We start from the raw sequence: 18,228 nt of genomic DNA, 5'->3' as shown, positions 1-18,228 counted from the left end.
TAGGTATATTTAATTATACAAGACCAGGGGCAACCAAAGATATCTGGTTGCGATCGCCTGGCCTAAGCTAGTTGCTCTTTGTTGATTAACTGTTAACTCCCTCTCGCCGCACCAGATCGGAAATATTGCTTTGTTGCAAGTTTTCATATTGCCATTGTCCGACCACCTCCAGAGTCCCCGCGAGAAACTGACGGCGACAGACTTGGCGTTGAACCTTACCGCTGGTAGTTTTCGGGAGAGTTCCAGTCTTCAGTAATACTACCGCAAAAACATCCGCCAGATGCTGATCAGCGATCGCTTCACGGATAGCCCCAATAACCTCCTCCACATTCAGCTTTCGCAGAAATTGCCGTTGTACCTCATAAGCGATCACCAGACGTTCTTCCTCCTCAACTTCAATCGAAAAAGCCGCCCCACAGCCAGGACGTAACTGATCATGACAAGTTTCCAAAGTTTGTTCAATATGTTGGGGATAATGGTTGCGACCCCAGAGAATCATCATCTCCTTCATTCTACCCGTAATAAATAATTCCCCATTCTGCCAAAACCCCAGGTCACCCGTCCTCAGAAACGAACCCTGATTGTCTAATTTAGCCTTAAACGTGCGATCGCTTTCCGAGGGGTTATTCCAATAACCCAAACCAATACCCCCGCCACGCAACCAAATTTCCCCTACTTCTCCCTCAGCACAACGGGTGAGCGTTTCCGGGTTAGCAATAGCAATTTCATCCCCTAGCCAACCGCGACCACAGCCCACCACAGCTTTCGCGCCAGGATGATCACTCTCCACAGCTACCACCTTATTCTCCTCCAAAGCCGTGCGATCGACATAGCGAATCACCGGAAGATCTGCCTTTCGACCCCCAGAAATAAATAAAGTCGTCTCCGCCATACCATAACAGGGATAAAAAGCCTCCCGCCGAAAACCGCACTCAGCGAACGTTTTCGCAAAATTATCTAAAGTTTCCGCGCGGATAGGTTCAGCCCCACAAAATGCCACCTCCCAGCTACTTAAATCCAATTTTTTGAGATCACTAGCGCTCGCCTGTCGCCACAGTAAATCATAGGCAAAATTCGGCCCCCCGCTCGTCGTCGCTGCGTACCGAGATATCGCTTTTAACCAGTTCATTGGTTTCTGTACCAGCGCCACCGGAGACATTAACGTTACCGGAAAACCACCATATAGCGGTTGAATGACCCCCCCAATAAGTCCCATATCGTGGAATAGGGGTAGCCAGATCAAGCCTTGACTTTCCTCGGTATGTTCAAAGGCTTGATCAATAATTTCCGAGTTGTGTAGGACGTTTTGGTGAGTCACCATCACTCCTTTTGGTGTTCCCGTAGAACCCGAAGTATATTGCAGAAATGCTAGGGTTTCCGGGTTGATGTCTGGCGGAGACCAGGACTCTCCTAGGTTCGGGTTTAGGGTGTCTGTAGTTATCCAGGGGAGTTGCTCGAATTTCGGCCCTAATTCCGGGACTTTTTTTAATAGTCCTTGTATATGGGATAGCAGTGGTTTACTCGTTAGCGCTATTTTCGCCTCTGATAATTCCATGCGTTCTTGCAGTTTTCCTAATCCTTGGCTAGACCGGGGTGGGTTATCCGTTACCGCCACTACCCCCGCATACAGACAGCCAAAAAAAGCCGCGATAAATTCTAGTCCCGCCGTGTAAGGATACACTACTAATACATGGGTTCCGGGGGGGACGTGGCGACGAATTTCTGCGGCGATCGCTTTCGCTTGTTGGTCTAATTCCCCATAGGTTAAGCGCCCCGACTCCGTTTCTCCGTCCGCTAAAAATGTATAGGCGTTTTGGTCTCTCAATTTTTGGGCGCGATCGCCCAGTAGGTCTACTAACGTTTGATACTCAGTCATTTGGTCTGCATATCCCATCTTTTTGATCAAACCACATTTTGCCACTTCCTACCCCCCCTTTAACTTCCCTCACATTTTTACCAAAATTATCCATTTTCTATTGACAAATATCAGGACTTGACTTATTATATAAGCATGGGAATCTGTGCCGGCATATATATAGAAATTTTGCCCATATCTTCATATCCCAAGAAGTCAAGACCCAAATTTTCCTGGGTATTTGCTAGTTTTTCAACCCTCCCCTACAGACCTTAATGGCGATCGCATAATGATCGCTACCGATACCGCTGCAGTTTGACGCGCCCTGCATTTAATTAACCTTTAAACAGTTGACAAACCGCCGCACTTGACATATAATGTTATTGTGGGAATATGTGCGGACATATATATCGCTTTTCAGGGCCAGGACCCCTTCGATATCATTTAGAAATCCGAAAAATTGCCATAAAAGCCTCACCACCATTTCATCTTAATCCCAACACCATCCAAACACCATAGTTCATCTCAGGTCAGTATTAACTTTTTTATTCCTGAATAGTCCCCAAAGTTACTGAAAAAGCCCACAATAGGGAAATCGTTGTCAATAAATGCGAGGCAATGACAAACCCACTTGATTGACAGGGACTCAGGGAAGCTATTACTATTTGCTGGCTGACTTTGTTTTTCCCGCATCTGCCAATTTTCGATAAATCAATAGACTATGCAAATCTTCTTGCGAATCTGGTTAGGACAAATTATCTCCGTAATCGGCACATACATCACAGACTTCGCTTTAGGGGTGTGGGCTTATCAGACCACAGGTTCTCTAACTCTGTTTGCTCTGATCATGGTGTTAGCCTATCTACCCAACCTGCTAATTTCCCCCATAGCAGGGGTGCTAGTAGATCGGTGGAACCGACGTTGGGTGATGCTAATTGCTGATTCTACCACAGGTGTGACAGCAATTGGGATGATGATTCTGTTACAGTCCGGCAGCCTGGAAATTTGGCATATCTACATAGCCGTTAGCATCAGTTCCGTAGCTAACGCCTTCCACATTCCAGCTTATATGGCAGCGATCGCTCAAATTGTCCCCAAACAGCATTTAGGTCGAGCTAACGGCATGGTGCAGATATCGCGGGCACTCGCTAGGATTTTAGGTCCGACCATTGCCGGCTTTTTAGTAGAAGCAGTCCAGTTGCAGGGCGTATTAATCTTTGATTTTGCCACCTATTTACTAGCCACCATTGCTCTGCTGAGTGTGAGGCTTCCCGATCCGAAACCAGCAGCATCAAGCGATCGCAAAACCTTTAATTTTGAACAGCTCTGGCAGGAAATTAGCTCCGGTTGGGATTATGTAGCCGCGCGTCCGGGACTGTTAGGGTTAATGCTATTTTTTGCAGTCATTTATCTAACAGAAGGAATGATCCAAGTTCTTTTCTGGCCGATTATTCTAAGTTTTGCATCTAGTTCCCAATTGGGGATAGTGTTATCTATTAGTGGTTGCGGGATGTTATTCGGTAGCCTAGTAGTCAGCGCCTGGGGAGGATTAAAACGCCAAGTTAATGGAATTCTCTTGTTTGTCACCCTGCAGGGACTCTGTTTATGTTTAGGAGGATTTCAACCTACCCTATTTTTAGCAGCTATTGGCGGATTTGGTTATCTATTCTCCCAGCCCATTGTCATCAGCAGCAACCAAACCATCTGGCAATGCAAAGTTCCTGAATATCTGCAAGGAAGAGTTTTCGCTTTACAAGGGTTATTTGAAAAATCCTTATTAGTTGTAACACAACTCAGCGTCGGACCTCTCGTTGATGGCATTTTTGAACCCATGATGCAGCCTGGGGGAATATTAGCAGATCGAGTCGGACATATTATCGGTATGGGACCCGGACGGGGAAGCGCTTTGCTTTTGTGTGGGGTCGGTTTGATTAATATTGCTGCCGTCATTATTGCCTATCGCAGTCCTCGTCTCCGTCGTTTGGAAGCCGAGGTTCCGGATCGCGATCGCTCCTTCTGCTAATGTAGTTTCTAGTTAACCTTAAACTAGACCCCGTAATGCTGCCAACTCTTCCACAATTAAAGGGGGTTCATATCCTAAATCAAACGCTTGGGAACTGTCTAGGGATGTATCGGGAGAACGAGGGGCGATCGATTTAACATCCTGTTGCTTTCCTGGCGTAATTCTATCCGCTGGTAAATCTAGCACCTGCGCCATTAGTAAGCCAAACTCATAGCGAGATATCCTCTGTTTTCCCCCTAGGTGTAATATCCCATTCACCTTTTTTTCGATCGCCAACAGTAACCCCTTCGCCGCCGTTGTGCCGCTAACCGGCGTGCGAAACTCATCCTCAAACAGATTGAGGAAATTTCCCGATTTTAGGGTTTTGATAAATCCCTGCATAAAACTACCCCCATGGGGTGACGCTATCCCATACATTAAAGGCATTCGACAGATAGCAGCTTGGGGATATCTGGCTAATATTTCCCCCTCCGCTTTCACTTTCTGTTCCCCATAAATGTTAATCGGACAAACTAGATCAGTTTCTCGATAGGGAGGGTTCAAACCATCAAATACTAGGTCAGTCGAAGTAAACACATAAGGAATTCCGGCCGCGCCGCACAAACTCGCCATATCCCCAGCCGCTACCACGTTAATTTTATGAGATATATCTGGGTTCTCTTGGCAAAAATTCGGTTTTGAAGCCGCCGCTGCATGAATTACCGCATCGGGTTTTATTTCTTCCCATACCTCCTTTAAGTCTCCTAACACGGTCAAATCAGTTTTGATAAATTTGACACCACTATCTGTCACCGGACTGGAATTATAGGTTCCGTAAACTTCCCATCTTGATTTGGCTACCTGGCATATATTCCAACCCAAGAAACCACTCGCACCTGTCACTAACAGTTTTTGATTCATCGCTTTTCATTGCCTGGCTTTTGGTGCTGTTATCTTCCCGCCTAATAGTCGATAGTTTTGGGGATAATCCTATATATATGCCGCCACAGATTCCCATGCTTCTATAATAGGTCAAGTGCCAGGGTTTGTCAATGCTAAATCATCATTTTTTGGGGATTTATTTCTATGGGGAAATGTACTTAGTTCTTCAACCCCCTAACCGCCAGATGAACCTTAATGCACATAATGGCGTTTTTGTCAATAGCCAGATTTTTGGCCGTCCACTTTAGCCCCAAAACTCGTGCATCGTGATTTTAAGTTTTAGCCAGAGAATATTGATAATCCGCGATATAATCAGGGTTGTAGCCTCTTTTTTTGCGTCAGGACACAAGAACCCCTTGGATGCGATTGTTTACAGCATACCAAAACCCCCATGAATTCGTCAAGTGTTTGAGAGTAATTCTCAATAAAATTGTAACAATTCTTAACATACTTTTAAAATTCAAAACCTTGGGGATTTATCTATCAGCAAAACTTAACTATGCCCGATAATATAAGGGGATAGGTGAGGGGGGCGGGTTTGTTAATATTGTAGGTAGTAAGTTTAATTAACTGTGAAACCCGCCATTACCGGACAATTGAGAATGGATAACTAAACCCTAGCCCTAACTACTTGTTGTAATACAGCTTCAAACATTTTAATACCATCAGTATTACCCAACATAGGGTCAGCAGCTCTTTCCGGGTGAGGCATCATACCAACAACAGTACCGGATTGGTTACAAATTCCGGCAATATTATTGAGGGAACCATTAGGGTTATCGCCTTCATAGCGGAACACGACCTGGTTATTATCTTCTAATTGTGCCAGAGTTTTTTGGTCGGCATAGTAACACCCCTCACCGTGAGCAATAGGAAGAGTAATCACCTCATTAGATTGATATTTTCTAGTCCAGGGAGTTTTATTATTGACAACTCTGATGGGAACACGATCGCAAATAAAATGCAGATCCCGATTACGAACTAAAGCCCCAGGTAAAAGTCCGGCTTCGGTTAAAATTTGGAAACCGTTACAGATACCGATCGCAAATTTACCAGCATTTACATGGTCAATGGTAGCGCGAATAATGGGAGAAAAACGGGCGATCGCACCACAGCGCAGATAATCACCATAACTAAACCCGCCAGGAATGACTACCACATCAATATCAGAAAGGTCTGTATCTTGATGCCACACCATGCGGGTGGGTTTGTTTAACAGTCCCTGTGTCACCCAGGCGACATCGCGATCGCAGTTAGAACCAGGGAAAACTAGGATACCAAATTTCATATCTAATGGGCTGTAGTGGTTGCAGTTTCCGATAGGGGGGTTAAATCAAAACGATAGGTTTCGATGACCGGGTTGGCTAAAATGCGATCGCAAATTTGATCAAGTTGCTGGACTGCTTCCGCTTCGTCCGCCGCCTGGAGTGTCACCTCTATATATTTACCAATTCGGATTTGTTCGACATTTTGATATCCCATCTGCTGAACGCCGGAACGAACCGCCGTCCCGGCTGGGTCTAACACTGAAGGACGAAGGGTGACGTAAACTTTAGCTTGAAATGTTTGTGCCACAAAACTACCCATGTTGTTTAACTAACAAATCTTATTATCCACCAAACCCGGATCACAAGAAACATCCACGAATGATAAACTGGGACAAGGCTTATTGTGGCTTCTGGCAAGTGTCACAAAATCTTCATAAACATGACACAGGGCTGTAACAAGGGGTGACTATTCTTAAAACTGTAAGCAAGTTTAGTAACTCGCTCCTCACACCATCATCCTTTGTTGTTCCACCGTCACCGCGTCGGTGGATTTTTTTTGGCTGCTAGGTTGATTTTTTGTTCAATTTTTAAAAAAATGTACGGCCAGGGTGGCTGTGGGGGTTGACAGGCGGCGGGAACTCATGCTAATATATTGACATTTCTTTAAATAATGAATTATATTCAAAAATAAAAAAAGTTTAAATATTCCTATTATCTAAAATAATATCAGAAGTCAACCAAAAAAGCCAGGAAACCCCCAAAAAAGAAATTTTTTGTAACATTTCTTAATTTTTTGTTACAAAAATTAACATAATTCGGTTCACACTGGTAAGGGGTTATACTATTGTATGAGCGCATAAGTGGAGGAAAAACAACGGTTTACACACGCCCCTTAGCCCGTCTAATCGAACAGTTCCAGAGGCTGCCCGGTATTGGGCCAAAAACAGCCCAAAGACTTGCTCTTCATATTATCAAACGGCCAGAGGAAGAAGTACAGGCCCTAGCGAGGGCGTTGTTGGAAGCGAAAAAACAGGTAGGTTTGTGTCAGGTATGTTTTCACCTGTCGGCGGAACCTGTTTGCGAGATTTGCCGTAATCCGCAACGCGATCGCGAAACGATATGTGTAGTTTCGGACTCACGGGATGTAATCGCGTTAGAGAAAACCCGTGAATATAGGGGATTGTATCATGTTTTGGGGGGAGTAATTTCTCCTATGGATGGTATTGGGCCAGAACAACTAACAGTTCAACCCCTAGTGAGGCGGGTAAGTCAACAAAAGTTTAAGGAAGTGATTATCGCGGTTAACCCAAGCGTGGAAGGGGAAACGACGACATTATATTTAGGTCAATTACTGAAGCCTTTTACGAGAGTAACTCGTATTGCTTTCGGTTTACCTGTGGGTGGGGATTTAGAGTATGCTGATGAGGTGACGTTAGCGCGGGCGTTAGAAGGGAGACGGGAGTTAGACTAATGGAGGGGGCTGTGACAGTTATCACCAGCTATAAGTGTTTTAACTCACCAAATTACATCTGTATAATCACTGATTGTCTGATAGCAGATCACGGATCTAATCTGAGAAATGGAGGATGATAAAAGTGTCGAGTTCAAAACGCACTTATGTCTCCAGTCAAACTACTTCCGGGCGCACTCTCAGAAATCATTGCATCGGTAACTGAAACGAGATCTTTGACTAAAGCCGATCGCTATGGTCTAATGGCAGCGGTACTAGATGAATCCTTAGAAAAAGAAGAACTACGAGTGATAGATCGTCTATTGTACTCAATTCGGCGGGGACGAGTCCAGCTAGTAGACGAAATATAAGTAACGCTATGAATAAATCGAGTCGATCAACAGAATGAACTCGACAGCTTTCTGTTTATCCCAGGAGAGTCCGCTTATGCGGACTCTTTTTGATCTGCGAAATCAGTAGCGGGGTACGGTATCATCAACGATTACAGAGTAAGCATCAATGCCGCCGGTAATATTTTTAACATTAGTAAAACCCTGTTGAATGAGCCACTGACCCATTTGGGCTGAACGTCTGCCATGATGACACATTACCCAAGTTTCCTTATGGAGGTCAAGTTGAGTCAAAATGGATTCTGACCACTGCTGATGTTCACTCAAGGGGTAATTAACAAAACCATCAATACTAGCGATCGCCAATTCTTGAGGTTCTCGAACATCAATAAGCTGCACCTCTTGGGTAGGCTTTTGTAGGTAGTCAGCAACGGTCTTGACATCAATTTCAGGTAAGTAAAAAAATTGAACCGACATATAACTAGGGTATTTTTAGTTCCTGTATCAATTTGAATAATTATGGCAGATTCTGGAGAAGGTTGCGGAAAAGTTGTAGGGGCGGGTCCTGTAGGGGCGGGTGCTAAAGCCAGCCACAGCACACAGGATAAGACTGCTGCACCCGCCCCAAGACAGCCACAGCACACAGGATAAGACGGCTGCACCCGCCCCAAGACAGCCACAGCACACAGGATAAGACGGCTGCACCCGCCCCAAGCCAGTCACAGCACACAGGACAAGACTGCTGCACCCTCCCCAAGACAGCCACAGCACACAGGACAAGACTGCTGCACCCTCCCCAAGCCAGCCACAGCACACAGGACAAGACTGCTGCACGCGCCCCAAGCCAGCCACAGCACACAGGATAAGACTGCTGCACGCGCCCCAAGCCAGTCACAGCACACAGGATAAGACTGCTGCACGCGCCCCAAGCCAGCCACACACAGCACACAGGATAAGACTGCTGCACGCGCCCCAAGCCAGCCACAGCACACAGGATAAGACGGCTGCACCCGCCCTAGGGGATAAAAGATTGCTAAAAAACAATAGTATCAGGGTGATTGGGTAACTTTAGTTGAACCAATGGGGGATTCTGACGATAGATAATCGCGCCACTACAGCCAGTAACGGGACCTTGAAACAAAAGACGCTGACCATCAGCAGCTTCGACAAACATATTACCAATACAGACCCTACCGCCGCGACTATCAACCTCAATTTGTAGAGTCTTGAGAGTATGGAGGTCGGTAATTGTCGCTTTGAGGAGGCGATCGCGTTTAACTACGCGCACTTCCATCGAATCAATACGGAAACTATAAGCATGACCATCAGAAGAGGAAAGATTGATCTGTACTCCAGGGGGCAATCCTTGGACAAGATTGATAGCACTCTGCTGGGATTTATGGGTTGTCAAACGGTCTATGGGTGGGAGATCGGTAGGTAAAGCGTCTAAATCAATCCTCCAATCGGAGGCTTTGCGGTTAATTTCCTCACTTATAGCGGTAGCCCGCCGAGGGTCAACGTTGGCGGCATAATTTTGTTGTTTAATTTTATTAACAATCCAACGTTGTCGAGCAAACACCTTTAAATGGAGGTTTTCGGCTTCAACAAACTGCTCATAAAATCTTAAAGTCCGCACTAAATCGCCAATTCTTTCGAGGACTACGCCGACTTCCGGAACTGCTAGATAGGCTTTCCAATCGGAATTGGATAATACTTGGTCTATGAGGGTCATATAGCGAGAGCGAGCAATACGCACCTGTTGTGGGGTCAAATTAGAGCGAGCGAGTTGTCGGATTAACTCAAACTGTAAGCCTTTGATTTCGGATCGAGAACACTCTTCTAAGGCGGCGATCGCATCAGACCATTGTCGGGAGCGCATCAAATATTCTACCCAGTCGCGGTAGCGATTTTGTGCAAGTAAGGCGCGTCTAACACATTCGCCATATTTTAACCACTGGGCGGTGACGGGACGACCGGCGCGTTCCCATTCAGCAATAATGCGATCGCTATTTCCGGCTCGTTCCAAATAAGCCAAACCTTCTGGGAAGCCTAATACATCAGCTAGAGCAATATTATATTCCCGTCGGTCAGTAGACCCACAACGCTGCCAACAGCGGACGGCGCGCCGCAAGTTTTTAGCTCGATAGAAGCATTCCCCAGCAATATCTAGGAGGCCATCATATTTGGCTTCATCTAAGGCTTCCAATACATCACCAAATCTTTGCCACACAGGGAGAGATAATCGCTTTTCGGCCATCAAGCGTTTGATTCTGCTGGCATATTCAGAAATGGCTGCTTTCCAGGGTTTGCGGTTGTGGTCCGGCGTGCGAGAACCGAGGTGGGGGTGATGAGGACTATACTCGGTGGTAGGATTTAATCCTGCAGAAGTGTCTAAATTGACTGTTCCCAGATCGGTGGTGGATTTTTGTGCTATGGCTTCTTCCAAAAATAGGGTAAATTGCTCGACTACAGCTAGGGTTTTGGTGGGGGTTGCCATAAATTCGACTAGGGGACGTTCTGCTGGTCTTGATTCAGGAAATTGGTGATACCAGTCGAGTAGGGCTTGCCAACATAGACCATGCCAGAAACATTCCCAGGCTGCGTCGTTTTGACCATAGCGACTAAATAATAGCCCGGCTTCTCGAAATCGGCGATCGAATCTCAGGGCCCAGGCTTCACATAATAGGGCTTCTGTTTGCTTTCCGAGTTCGAGATAAAACTGTTTAGCCCGTCGTAGGGAAACGGGATCTTTCTGCATTCGGCCATTTTCTTCAAATTCTTGGGCTTGTAATTCCCGGTGATCAAGATCGAGATTTTCGAGACTATCCCCCCAATTTAAACCGCCTATATAGCCTTCCCAAATCTGGCGATCGTCTGATGCAGCTAAACATTGTTCTAGTTGGTATGCAGATTGGTGTAACCAGTCTGTGGTTGCATATTGCCAGAGGAAACGATCGCCGACTTCTGTATCAATGACTATTAGGTTAGTGATTCCTCGACTGGCTGCTACATATAATTTATTGAAAAAATACTCTAATTCTAAGGGATGTTCTTGGTCTAAATTGATATAATCCCAAAGCGATCGCCCAAATTCCTTGGCAAACTGTTCGCCAAATTTATATAAAATTACTAGGGGGAATTCCAAGCCTTTGGCTTGAATGGCACTTAACACATTTTTCGGGGGATTGGTTTCGCTGGCTCCCGGATATAACGAAGATAAAAAATCATCATTTTTAATATATGTTAATTCGCCGTTTGCTTCACACGGTACAATAAAAATGGGGGATTTTTCGATGTGGCTTTTGAGGTCATTTACGGAAAAATTACGCTGACCAAAGATGAATTTTTGGGGATGACGAGCATTGGCTATTGGTTGCCATGCTTCCTGGGGTTTGAGTTTGGGGATTTTAAAAACTAGATGCCGCCATAGATGAATTAAATTGGTCATTTTGACTATGGCTGGGCTGGATCTATAATTGGATTCTAGTTCATAAAATGACATTCCTAGATTGAGTTTTTGGTCAGGGTCTAGGTGAGAAATTACCTGATCAAAAAAGGTGGCTTTGACACTTTGCCAACGAAATCCGGTGGGGTTAAGGGTCTGAAATGGATCCCCGGCAAAGGCAAAGGGTAAACTGGGAATGGGGGGATACATAACTGAGTCAGAAAATAGAGAGAGTTTGACGATTAGCAATAGTTCTAATTTGGTGAAATCCTGGGCTTCATCACAAAAAATTGCTGTATATTTGGGGAGGCTATCACCTTTGACTTGCAGGACTCGCCGGATTAAGTCTTGGTCATCCCAATAGCCATCATCATGGGTGAGTCTATAGTACCACGGCCAAACCTGTTTATAAATGGCATCAAAGACTTCTGAGGAAATGGTTTTTTCTCGGCGGGGAACATCATCATAATCCTCTGGGGTCATGTATTCATCGTTTTGATTGACGAGGCTATAGCCTTTGATGAATGTGCGGATAATATGCCAGCATAATTCTGGAGAGTAGCGTTTTTGGCGATGGGTAAAGTTTTGGCGGAAGTCGTAAAAGGAGATATAGCGATCGCGATCAAATTTATCGCTTTCTTCTGGAGGAAGTAAATTAATTAGAAAATCTTGGAAGGATTGAAAGCAAGGTTCTAAGGGTGGTTTTTTCTTCAGGTTACTGCTGTTTAGCATGAACTTATAGTTAGTTATTAGCAGCTTTTCTACTCCTTGTTTTGCGCGAGTTAGCAGACGTTCATTATAAGTCAAAAATAGTGGTTTAATGACTTTTTCTGGCAGTTTTTGAGCATAAATTTTCCGGTAGCGATCGCAGTATTCAGCAAACAAATAAACCAACATGGTTGATTTGCCACTCCCCGCGCGACCATTGATAAATAAGGGTAGAGAATTTTCAGAATCAGGGCTAGAAAGTTCATGTAAAATTCTTTCTTCTTCCACAGAAAGGGCTAAATTAATACCATTATCTGCTTCAATTTCTAGCCAAATTTCCCTATCTAGGACTAAATAGTCTGGATAAGCGCGACGGGTATAACGCGAGAGAATATCATAAGTAATGGGTGTGGAAAAAATACCCTGGGGAAAGTCAAGAGTTAACAGCCGGGTCTGTTGTAGCACCGCCTCAATATCGGCTGGCTGGGGTAGACCATCAAAACTGGCTACTAAGAACACTACCCGACGAGGTAAGCCGTCGGCTGTCTCTAAATGGCTATAGAGGACATAATTACTACTGTCTGGTTTGCAGGTTAAGTATAAATTTGGCCAGGGAGTGTGCTGTTTTTCTTCCTGTCCTTCGACAATGGCTAGGACAATTTCACCATAACTCTGCCATTGGTCGCGAGTTTCCTGCTGCTGAAACTGTTTGACCCAGACCTCACCTTCACAAATAATGCGATCGTCTGTCTTGCGAGTCCAGGTAGGTCGTTGTAGCCAACCGTGATAGATTTCTGGTAAAAATTGTTGACGGAAAGGCCCTTTTTTTCTTTCTCGTTGGCCTTTGATACTATTTTCTAGGTCGGTATAATCAACTAGAGGGTCTAAATGCTTTTTCCCGTAGTCTTCTGGGTTTTGCAGAAAAGACTCATATTCATTACCCCCCCTAGTCAAAACATCGAGTAAACACAATACTCGCTCATTCTTAAAAGGAAAGATTTTCCCCAGTAGTCTGAGATTACGGACAGGCCGCTTCAGATAGGGATAATTCCAGTTAAAATAGGCATGGACAGCAGAACTGCCCTGGGTCTGAATGGCTACTACTAATTCTGCAATCTGACCCTGAACACCAAATTGTTTGGCTTGTTGATCAAACCTGGGGGTAGTGTAAATATACATAGCTCTTGCGGATTTCCAATTAACCCAGGGGTGCAAACGAATCACACCAAATCTAACTAATTATACTTACAGATACCCACTAATTGTGTGATAATGGCTGTGTCAGTATCAGAAACATCCCGGCTCAGGTCTAAGGTAACAGGCTGAAACCTAAGCAGGGGTATGATTTCATAAACTGCTGTGCCTTGTCTCGCGCTGAACATAAATTGGGCTGTGGGGGGGTCACTTAAATAATTAGGCCGACGCTTCCCATTTGATGCACATGGTATCAATTAAAGATGTTCAGGGCGACTTAAAATATGCACAACTTGGTTTTTTGGGAACGGCTGTTTTAATTAGGTTTGAGAATGCAATCAACTTTCAACCAAAATTCTTTGCGGGAACAACAACACCCGTTAATTAGCCGATTGGCGAACAGTATTGAACGCCTATGGGGTCAGTATTTGGATCTGCAACCCTATCATCTGCCTGATGATTTAGGATACATTGAGGGGCGATTAGAAGGGGAAAGGTTGACTATTGAAAATCGCTGCTATCAAACTCCACAGTTTCGTAAGATGCACTTGGAATTGGCTAAGGTGGGTAGCGGTTTGGATATTCTCCATTGTGTGATGTTTCCCCGCAGTTCATTCGCTCTGCCTATGTTTGGTACGGATTTGGTGGGGGGACGTGGTAGAATTGGGGCGGCGATTGTGGATTTGTCGCCCCTAAGTGGCGATCGCACTTTACCGGAAAATTATCATCGGGTTTTGCAAGAATTACCCCAAAATCAGTTTTCTCAACCCCGTGATATTCCCGCCTGGGGGGATATTTTTTCGGAGTTTTGTCTATTTGTGCGTCCGGCTAACGAGCAGGAGGAGGACTTGTTTCTGAGTCGGGTTGAGACTTATATGGAACTACACTGTCAAAGTGCGATCGCTCAAACTCCGGTTTCCCCAGAACAACAAATTCAGATTATCAACGCCCAACGCCACTACTGTCAACAACAACAGCAAAACGACAAGACCAGGCGCGTCCTCGAAAAAGCCTTTGGCGAGGAATGGGCAGAACGCTATATGACCACAGTTTTATTTGATACTCCTGAAGACTGAGACCAGCCACAGTTAAGGGGTAAAATGAGTGTTACCACTCGAAGCAGTTTTACGGCGTTTAGACTTGTTGCGACTTGATGCTGGTAAAGGAGTTTTACCTTGACTTTCCGGGAGTTTCCGATTAGTACGGAACGTAACATTCATGCCTTCGTTAGATTGTTCTAACACTAATAGGGGAGTAGGTTTGGCTTTTTGGTCCCATTCAATATGGGCAATTCTCCCCTGAATTGTCGGTTGCCAATTATCATGGTCATCCGAGGGACTCAAATAGGTTTCCAAGCAGTCAATAATCTGATTAATAGTCGTTGAAGTTGCTTGCGTGGGTAATTTCATCAACCTAATTTGTATCCGAAATAATACCCGTTTTTTGCTATGTTCATGGTCTCCTGTGTCGTATTCAACATCAAAAATTGAATCAACTTGGCGGCCTTGACCAGCATTACTTTTTTCTCCCACAGCCGCCTGTGTAGGTCGCATAGCCACAGCGATTTGCTGCTTGACCTTCATCTTAATTTGAACAATGATGGCATAATGGAAAACATCCTCAGACATTCTCATCCTGAGATAATCAAGGTTAAATTCCCTGGAGTGAATTAAGTCTGGGTTTTTCTCCATTTTAGAAATAGTTGCCAAAGCCAATTTATATTTTTTATGGAGTTCTTTATTTCTAAATGTCTCCATTTTTAACTTCTTGGCAAGACCTTTGTTTTTAGAGTTATAAATGACTGAGACTACAATCAGTATTATTAGCATCAAACCCGTGGCTCCCATCCACAACATTTCTGAGGTGACTTTATTACTCAGATTAGTGGTAGGATTTTCGGAAGGAGTTTGTGCTAATATAGATTCAACGAAATTTGTACTATTATCCATCAGCAATCATCAATAAGGTTGACATACTTCCCCAGGGGAATTTTACATTTAAATATTGACTATTTAAGCCGGGGGACAGGGATTCCTCGAAGGTATTTCGGATCTAGCAGTTTCCTGGACTTGAGCGAATAAGTGACCAAACGCACCCCTTATATCTACTCGTGATAGGTGATTAGTTCTGTTGGTCAAGTGTATTTCTCTAATTATACAAGCAGAAAAGCCACTCGTGGTGGTGAGAAACGGGGCCATCAATATACAAGCCCACCTAGCCACAAGTGTCCAAAAAGATGAAGTTAAATTAATTTTTAGATATATAGCGCTGATTGCTATTGGCATATATACACCCGATCGCAATTGTAGCGAAATTGAGCGGGTGAACTAAACACGCCACACCGCCAAGGCGGTTGGCGTTTCCACTATGATCACAGCAGTCCTGTATTAGTTCCCGGCTTCCCAGTGGCTAATTCAACTTTGACAATTTTTCCACCCATTTTCATAATCCGTTGCTGTTCCCGGAACCAGTTGTCATAGGGAACCAGCTTAGTGAAATAGGTATTTTGTAACTCACGCTGAGTGCGAATCCGTGTTTGGCTGGGAACGCAAGCTGTTACTTTGAAAGATCTCATGATTATCTTGCTCCTGAGTTAAGTCAGCAATTTTGACAGTATTTGACAGTAATATTTATCAAATGACTAAAGGCCGGGAGTCATAAGCCAATACTAGCTCGCTAAAACTTATCAATGATACAGACAAGCCTTTGGCGGTCTAGCACTCACTTCAGACTTCCCTGGCCCTAAGTTTATAGGAATTGAAGAACCAAGACTGTAGTATTTCCAAAGGGGATGACTACATTCTAGCTTCCTCTGTGAGCAGTCTTAGCTCAAGCCAGAGCAGATGTAATCAAAGTAAATGCCCATTTCCTTACCAGCATCAGCACCAACTAAGCCAGCAGTAACTTCTTTCATAGCTTGGATAGCTTGAACGGTAGCGCCAATGGGTACACCCAAAGAGTTATAAGTTTCTTTCAGGCCATTGAGTACACGCTCATCCAGGATGGAAGGATCGCCAGCCAGCATAGCATAGGTAGCATAGCGGAGGTAGTAGTCCAGGTCACGGATGCAAGCAGCATAGCGACGAGTGGTGTACATATTACCACCGGGACGGGTGATATCGGAGTACAGCAGAGACTTAGCAACTGCTTCCTTAACGATGTTAGCTGCATTAGCGCTGATGGTGGTTGCTGCACGAACGCGCAGTTCACCAGTAGCGAAATAGGCTTTCAGTTTTTGGATAGCGCTAGCATCCAGGTATTTACCTTGAACGTCAGAGGAGTTGATTACGGAAGTGATTGCGTCTTGCATGATGGTTTCGTTTGCTAATGGTCGCTTGATCTAGGAATTGTTTAGATGAATCTTGGTCGATTGATAAGAGATAATCGCCAGTGCTTATGACATTGCACCAATTAGGTAGTCGAAGTAAGCACCTGCTTCGGCCGCGTCTTCTCCAGACAGCAGGGAAGTGGCTACACTCTTCATAGCCCGTACACCTTCAGCTACTGCTTCGATGGGAGTACCAAGAGATTTGTACATTTCGCGAACACCTACAACCCCGATTTCTTCAATGGGGGTAACATCGCCAGCAACAATTCCGTAGGTGATCAGACGCAGGTAGTAGTCTAGATCCCGCAGGCAGGTGGCAGTCATTTCCTCACCGTAGGCATTTCCACCGGGAGAGACTACATCAGGACGTTTTTGGAAAAGTTGGTTTCCTGCTTCCTTGATGATGCGCTCACGAGCACCTGTCATGGTTTCAGCAATCCGAACCCGGCGTTCGCCAGAGGTAACAAAGGATTTGATCCGATCTAATTCACCAGGGCTCAGATAACGCGCTTCAGCGTCTGCATTGACGATGGATTTGGTAACGATACTCATTTTCTACCACAGGGTTTAGCTAATGTGTTCATGATGAAGCCTACGACTTTCGGTCAGCCCGGTGTCGTGGCTCCTCAGCTTTGGGAAGTACCATTTAACCTGCCACAGGTGGCGGTTAGCAGGCAACTTCTCCTGAGCAGGCAACTTTTGGCTATTACCAAGATTGCCGAGTCATTTATCGATCGCGATCGGGCGTATTTGATTATACGCCGCCACGAGTTTCGGGTGTCCCTATTTGGTCCCCCAAATGAAACCTCATGACATGACTACCTCGAAATGTATTTTGAGGCATTATGTTCACATTATTAGTATATTTGTAATAGTTTTTAACATTTCATGGGGAAAAACTTAATAATTAGGGACGAGGGACTGAGGGAAATGGCCAAATTCGGCGGTGATTTTCCCGATACTGGCTGAATATTCGGGTCATAATCTTGGCGATCGCTGTTGTAAAATGTCGTTAAAAGATTGTAACAATTCCGAAAGCTAGGACTCTCAATTAACTGATGACAGTGCTGAACTCCAACCCAATAACATTCAACCTCCGACTCATACCCAGGGGCTTACTAATCATGGCCTTAGCTGCCTTGCTAACGTTAACCCTGGGAACCGGTCCAGCTTTAGCAAATATTGACGATGATAAGTTTGATGGCAACATTTTTGCGCTATATGGCGGTAATGGGTCTCTAGTGCCGCCACGAGTTGAACTGTCCCAGTCTTTGAGACTCCATAAACCAGCATTGCTAGTTTTTTTTCTGGACGACAGCCGCGACTGCAAAGTATTTTCGACAACAGTATCGCAACTGCAAGAGTATTACGGAAGGGCTGCGGACTTTATCCCAGTTAATATTGATTCAATCCCCATGGACTCGTCCCTACCTCCCACGGAACCGGGTCATTACTATCGAGGATATGTTCCCCAAACAGTGATAATTGACCAATCAGGAGATGTCGTGTTAGATGAGGTGGGGCTAGTCGCCTATGAAAAGGTAGATGATGTATTCCGGGAAGTATTCGACTTATTACCCCGTGAGAAATCTGTAGAACTGCGACGCAAACCCGTTAATGAGATTAATAGTGAAGCGTTTACCTTTGTCTTGGAATTGTAGAAGTCCAGATTGGTGTCAAGGGACT

The 18,228-nt window shown here is 44.8% G+C and carries 17 protein-coding genes; 7 read left to right on the top strand and 10 right to left on the bottom strand.

Annotated elements, in window-relative coordinates:
- Positions 1-85 precede the first annotated feature (85 nt).
- Positions 86-1,876: a fatty acyl-AMP ligase gene (locus tag P5674_RS09875; RefSeq protein WP_043468939.1), complete on the bottom strand. Its 1,791-nt coding sequence runs from the start codon at positions 1,874-1,876 to the stop codon at positions 86-88.
- A 700-nt stretch (positions 1,877-2,576) separates the two neighbouring features.
- Here P5674_RS09875 and P5674_RS09870 point away from each other — a divergent pair.
- Complete coding sequence (locus P5674_RS09870) at positions 2,577-3,878, top strand: MFS transporter (RefSeq protein ID WP_006619382.1); 1,302 nt, start codon at positions 2,577-2,579, stop codon at positions 3,876-3,878.
- Positions 3,879-3,896: 18 nt separating this feature from the next.
- On the opposite strand, the gene P5674_RS09865 is transcribed toward P5674_RS09870, so the two are convergent.
- From P5674_RS09865 to purS, 3 genes are all read right to left on the bottom strand, one after another.
- Positions 3,897-4,778, bottom strand: coding sequence for an SDR family oxidoreductase (locus P5674_RS09865; protein WP_006619383.1), 882 nt, complete (start codon positions 4,776-4,778; stop codon positions 3,897-3,899).
- Positions 4,779-5,409: 631 nt separating this feature from the next.
- Positions 5,410-6,087 carry a phosphoribosylformylglycinamidine synthase subunit PurQ gene (gene purQ / locus P5674_RS09860; protein ID WP_006619384.1) on the bottom strand — a complete coding sequence of 226 codons (678 nt, stop codon included), beginning with the start codon at positions 6,085-6,087 and terminating at the stop codon, positions 5,410-5,412.
- A gap of 2 nt (positions 6,088-6,089) precedes the next feature.
- Complete coding sequence (purS, locus tag P5674_RS09855) at positions 6,090-6,386, bottom strand: phosphoribosylformylglycinamidine synthase subunit PurS (RefSeq protein ID WP_006619385.1); 297 nt, start codon at positions 6,384-6,386, stop codon at positions 6,090-6,092.
- A gap of 525 nt (positions 6,387-6,911) precedes the next feature.
- Here purS and recR point away from each other — a divergent pair.
- Positions 6,912-7,538, top strand: a complete 627-nt coding sequence (recR, locus tag P5674_RS09850) for a recombination mediator RecR (RefSeq protein WP_006619386.1) — start codon at positions 6,912-6,914, stop codon at positions 7,536-7,538.
- A gap of 146 nt (positions 7,539-7,684) precedes the next feature.
- Positions 7,685-7,888 (top strand): hypothetical protein, encoded by a 204-nt coding sequence (locus P5674_RS09845; protein WP_006619387.1) that lies wholly within the window; start codon positions 7,685-7,687, stop codon positions 7,886-7,888.
- Between the two features lie 102 nt (positions 7,889-7,990).
- Here P5674_RS09845 and P5674_RS09840 read toward each other — a convergent pair whose 3' ends face one another.
- Positions 7,991-8,344, bottom strand: coding sequence for a rhodanese-like domain-containing protein (locus P5674_RS09840; RefSeq protein ID WP_006619388.1), 354 nt, complete (start codon positions 8,342-8,344; stop codon positions 7,991-7,993).
- 42 nt (positions 8,345-8,386) lie between these two features.
- On the opposite strand from P5674_RS09840, the gene P5674_RS09835 reads away from it, so the two are divergent.
- On the top strand, positions 8,387-8,518 hold the full coding sequence (locus P5674_RS09835; RefSeq protein WP_286133271.1) for a hypothetical protein: 132 nt from the start codon (positions 8,387-8,389) through the stop codon (positions 8,516-8,518).
- 382 nt (positions 8,519-8,900) lie between these two features.
- Here the strand turns inward: P5674_RS09835 and P5674_RS09830 are convergent, their stop codons facing one another.
- The gene (locus tag P5674_RS09830; protein ID WP_014274791.1) at positions 8,901-13,199 is read right to left on the bottom strand and encodes a hypothetical protein; all 4,299 of its coding nucleotides are present in this window, start codon (positions 13,197-13,199) and stop codon (positions 8,901-8,903) included.
- Between the two features lie 347 nt (positions 13,200-13,546).
- Here P5674_RS09830 and P5674_RS09825 point away from each other — a divergent pair, with 347 nt between their 5' ends.
- Positions 13,547-14,290, top strand: coding sequence for a phycocyanobilin:ferredoxin oxidoreductase (locus P5674_RS09825; RefSeq protein WP_006617272.1), 744 nt, complete (start codon positions 13,547-13,549; stop codon positions 14,288-14,290).
- Between the two features lie 12 nt (positions 14,291-14,302).
- On the opposite strand, the gene P5674_RS09820 is transcribed toward P5674_RS09825, so the two are convergent.
- The 4 genes from P5674_RS09820 to apcA form a co-directional block, all read right to left on the bottom strand.
- On the bottom strand, positions 14,303-15,163 hold the full coding sequence (locus P5674_RS09820; RefSeq protein ID WP_006617273.1) for a hypothetical protein: 861 nt from the start codon (positions 15,161-15,163) through the stop codon (positions 14,303-14,305).
- Between the two features lie 422 nt (positions 15,164-15,585).
- Positions 15,586-15,789 (bottom strand): phycobilisome linker polypeptide, encoded by a 204-nt coding sequence (locus tag P5674_RS09815; RefSeq protein ID WP_006617274.1) that lies wholly within the window; start codon positions 15,787-15,789, stop codon positions 15,586-15,588.
- Between the two features lie 249 nt (positions 15,790-16,038).
- Positions 16,039-16,524 carry an allophycocyanin subunit beta gene (gene apcB / locus P5674_RS09810; protein WP_006617275.1) on the bottom strand — a complete coding sequence of 162 codons (486 nt, stop codon included), beginning with the start codon at positions 16,522-16,524 and terminating at the stop codon, positions 16,039-16,041.
- Between the two features lie 84 nt (positions 16,525-16,608).
- Positions 16,609-17,094: an allophycocyanin subunit alpha gene (gene apcA, locus P5674_RS09805; RefSeq protein ID WP_006617276.1), complete on the bottom strand. Its 486-nt coding sequence runs from the start codon at positions 17,092-17,094 to the stop codon at positions 16,609-16,611.
- Positions 17,095-17,124: 30 nt separating this feature from the next.
- Here apcA and P5674_RS09800 point away from each other — a divergent pair, with 30 nt between their 5' ends.
- Together P5674_RS09800 and P5674_RS09795 are read left to right on the top strand one after the other, a co-directional pair.
- Positions 17,125-17,355: a hypothetical protein gene (locus P5674_RS09800; RefSeq protein ID WP_006667936.1), complete on the top strand. Its 231-nt coding sequence runs from the start codon at positions 17,125-17,127 to the stop codon at positions 17,353-17,355.
- 311 nt (positions 17,356-17,666) lie between these two features.
- Positions 17,667-18,203 (top strand): thylakoid membrane photosystem I accumulation factor, encoded by a 537-nt coding sequence (locus P5674_RS09795; RefSeq protein WP_006617278.1) that lies wholly within the window; start codon positions 17,667-17,669, stop codon positions 18,201-18,203.
- Positions 18,204-18,228 lie beyond the last annotated feature (25 nt).

This window comes from Limnospira sp. PMC 289.06 (assembly GCF_032350395.1).
Classification (GTDB): domain Bacteria; phylum Cyanobacteriota; class Cyanobacteriia; order Cyanobacteriales; family Microcoleaceae; genus Limnospira; species Limnospira platensis.
Note: the sequence above shows the minus strand (reverse complement) of the source record. Positions and strands in the feature narration are given on the sequence as shown.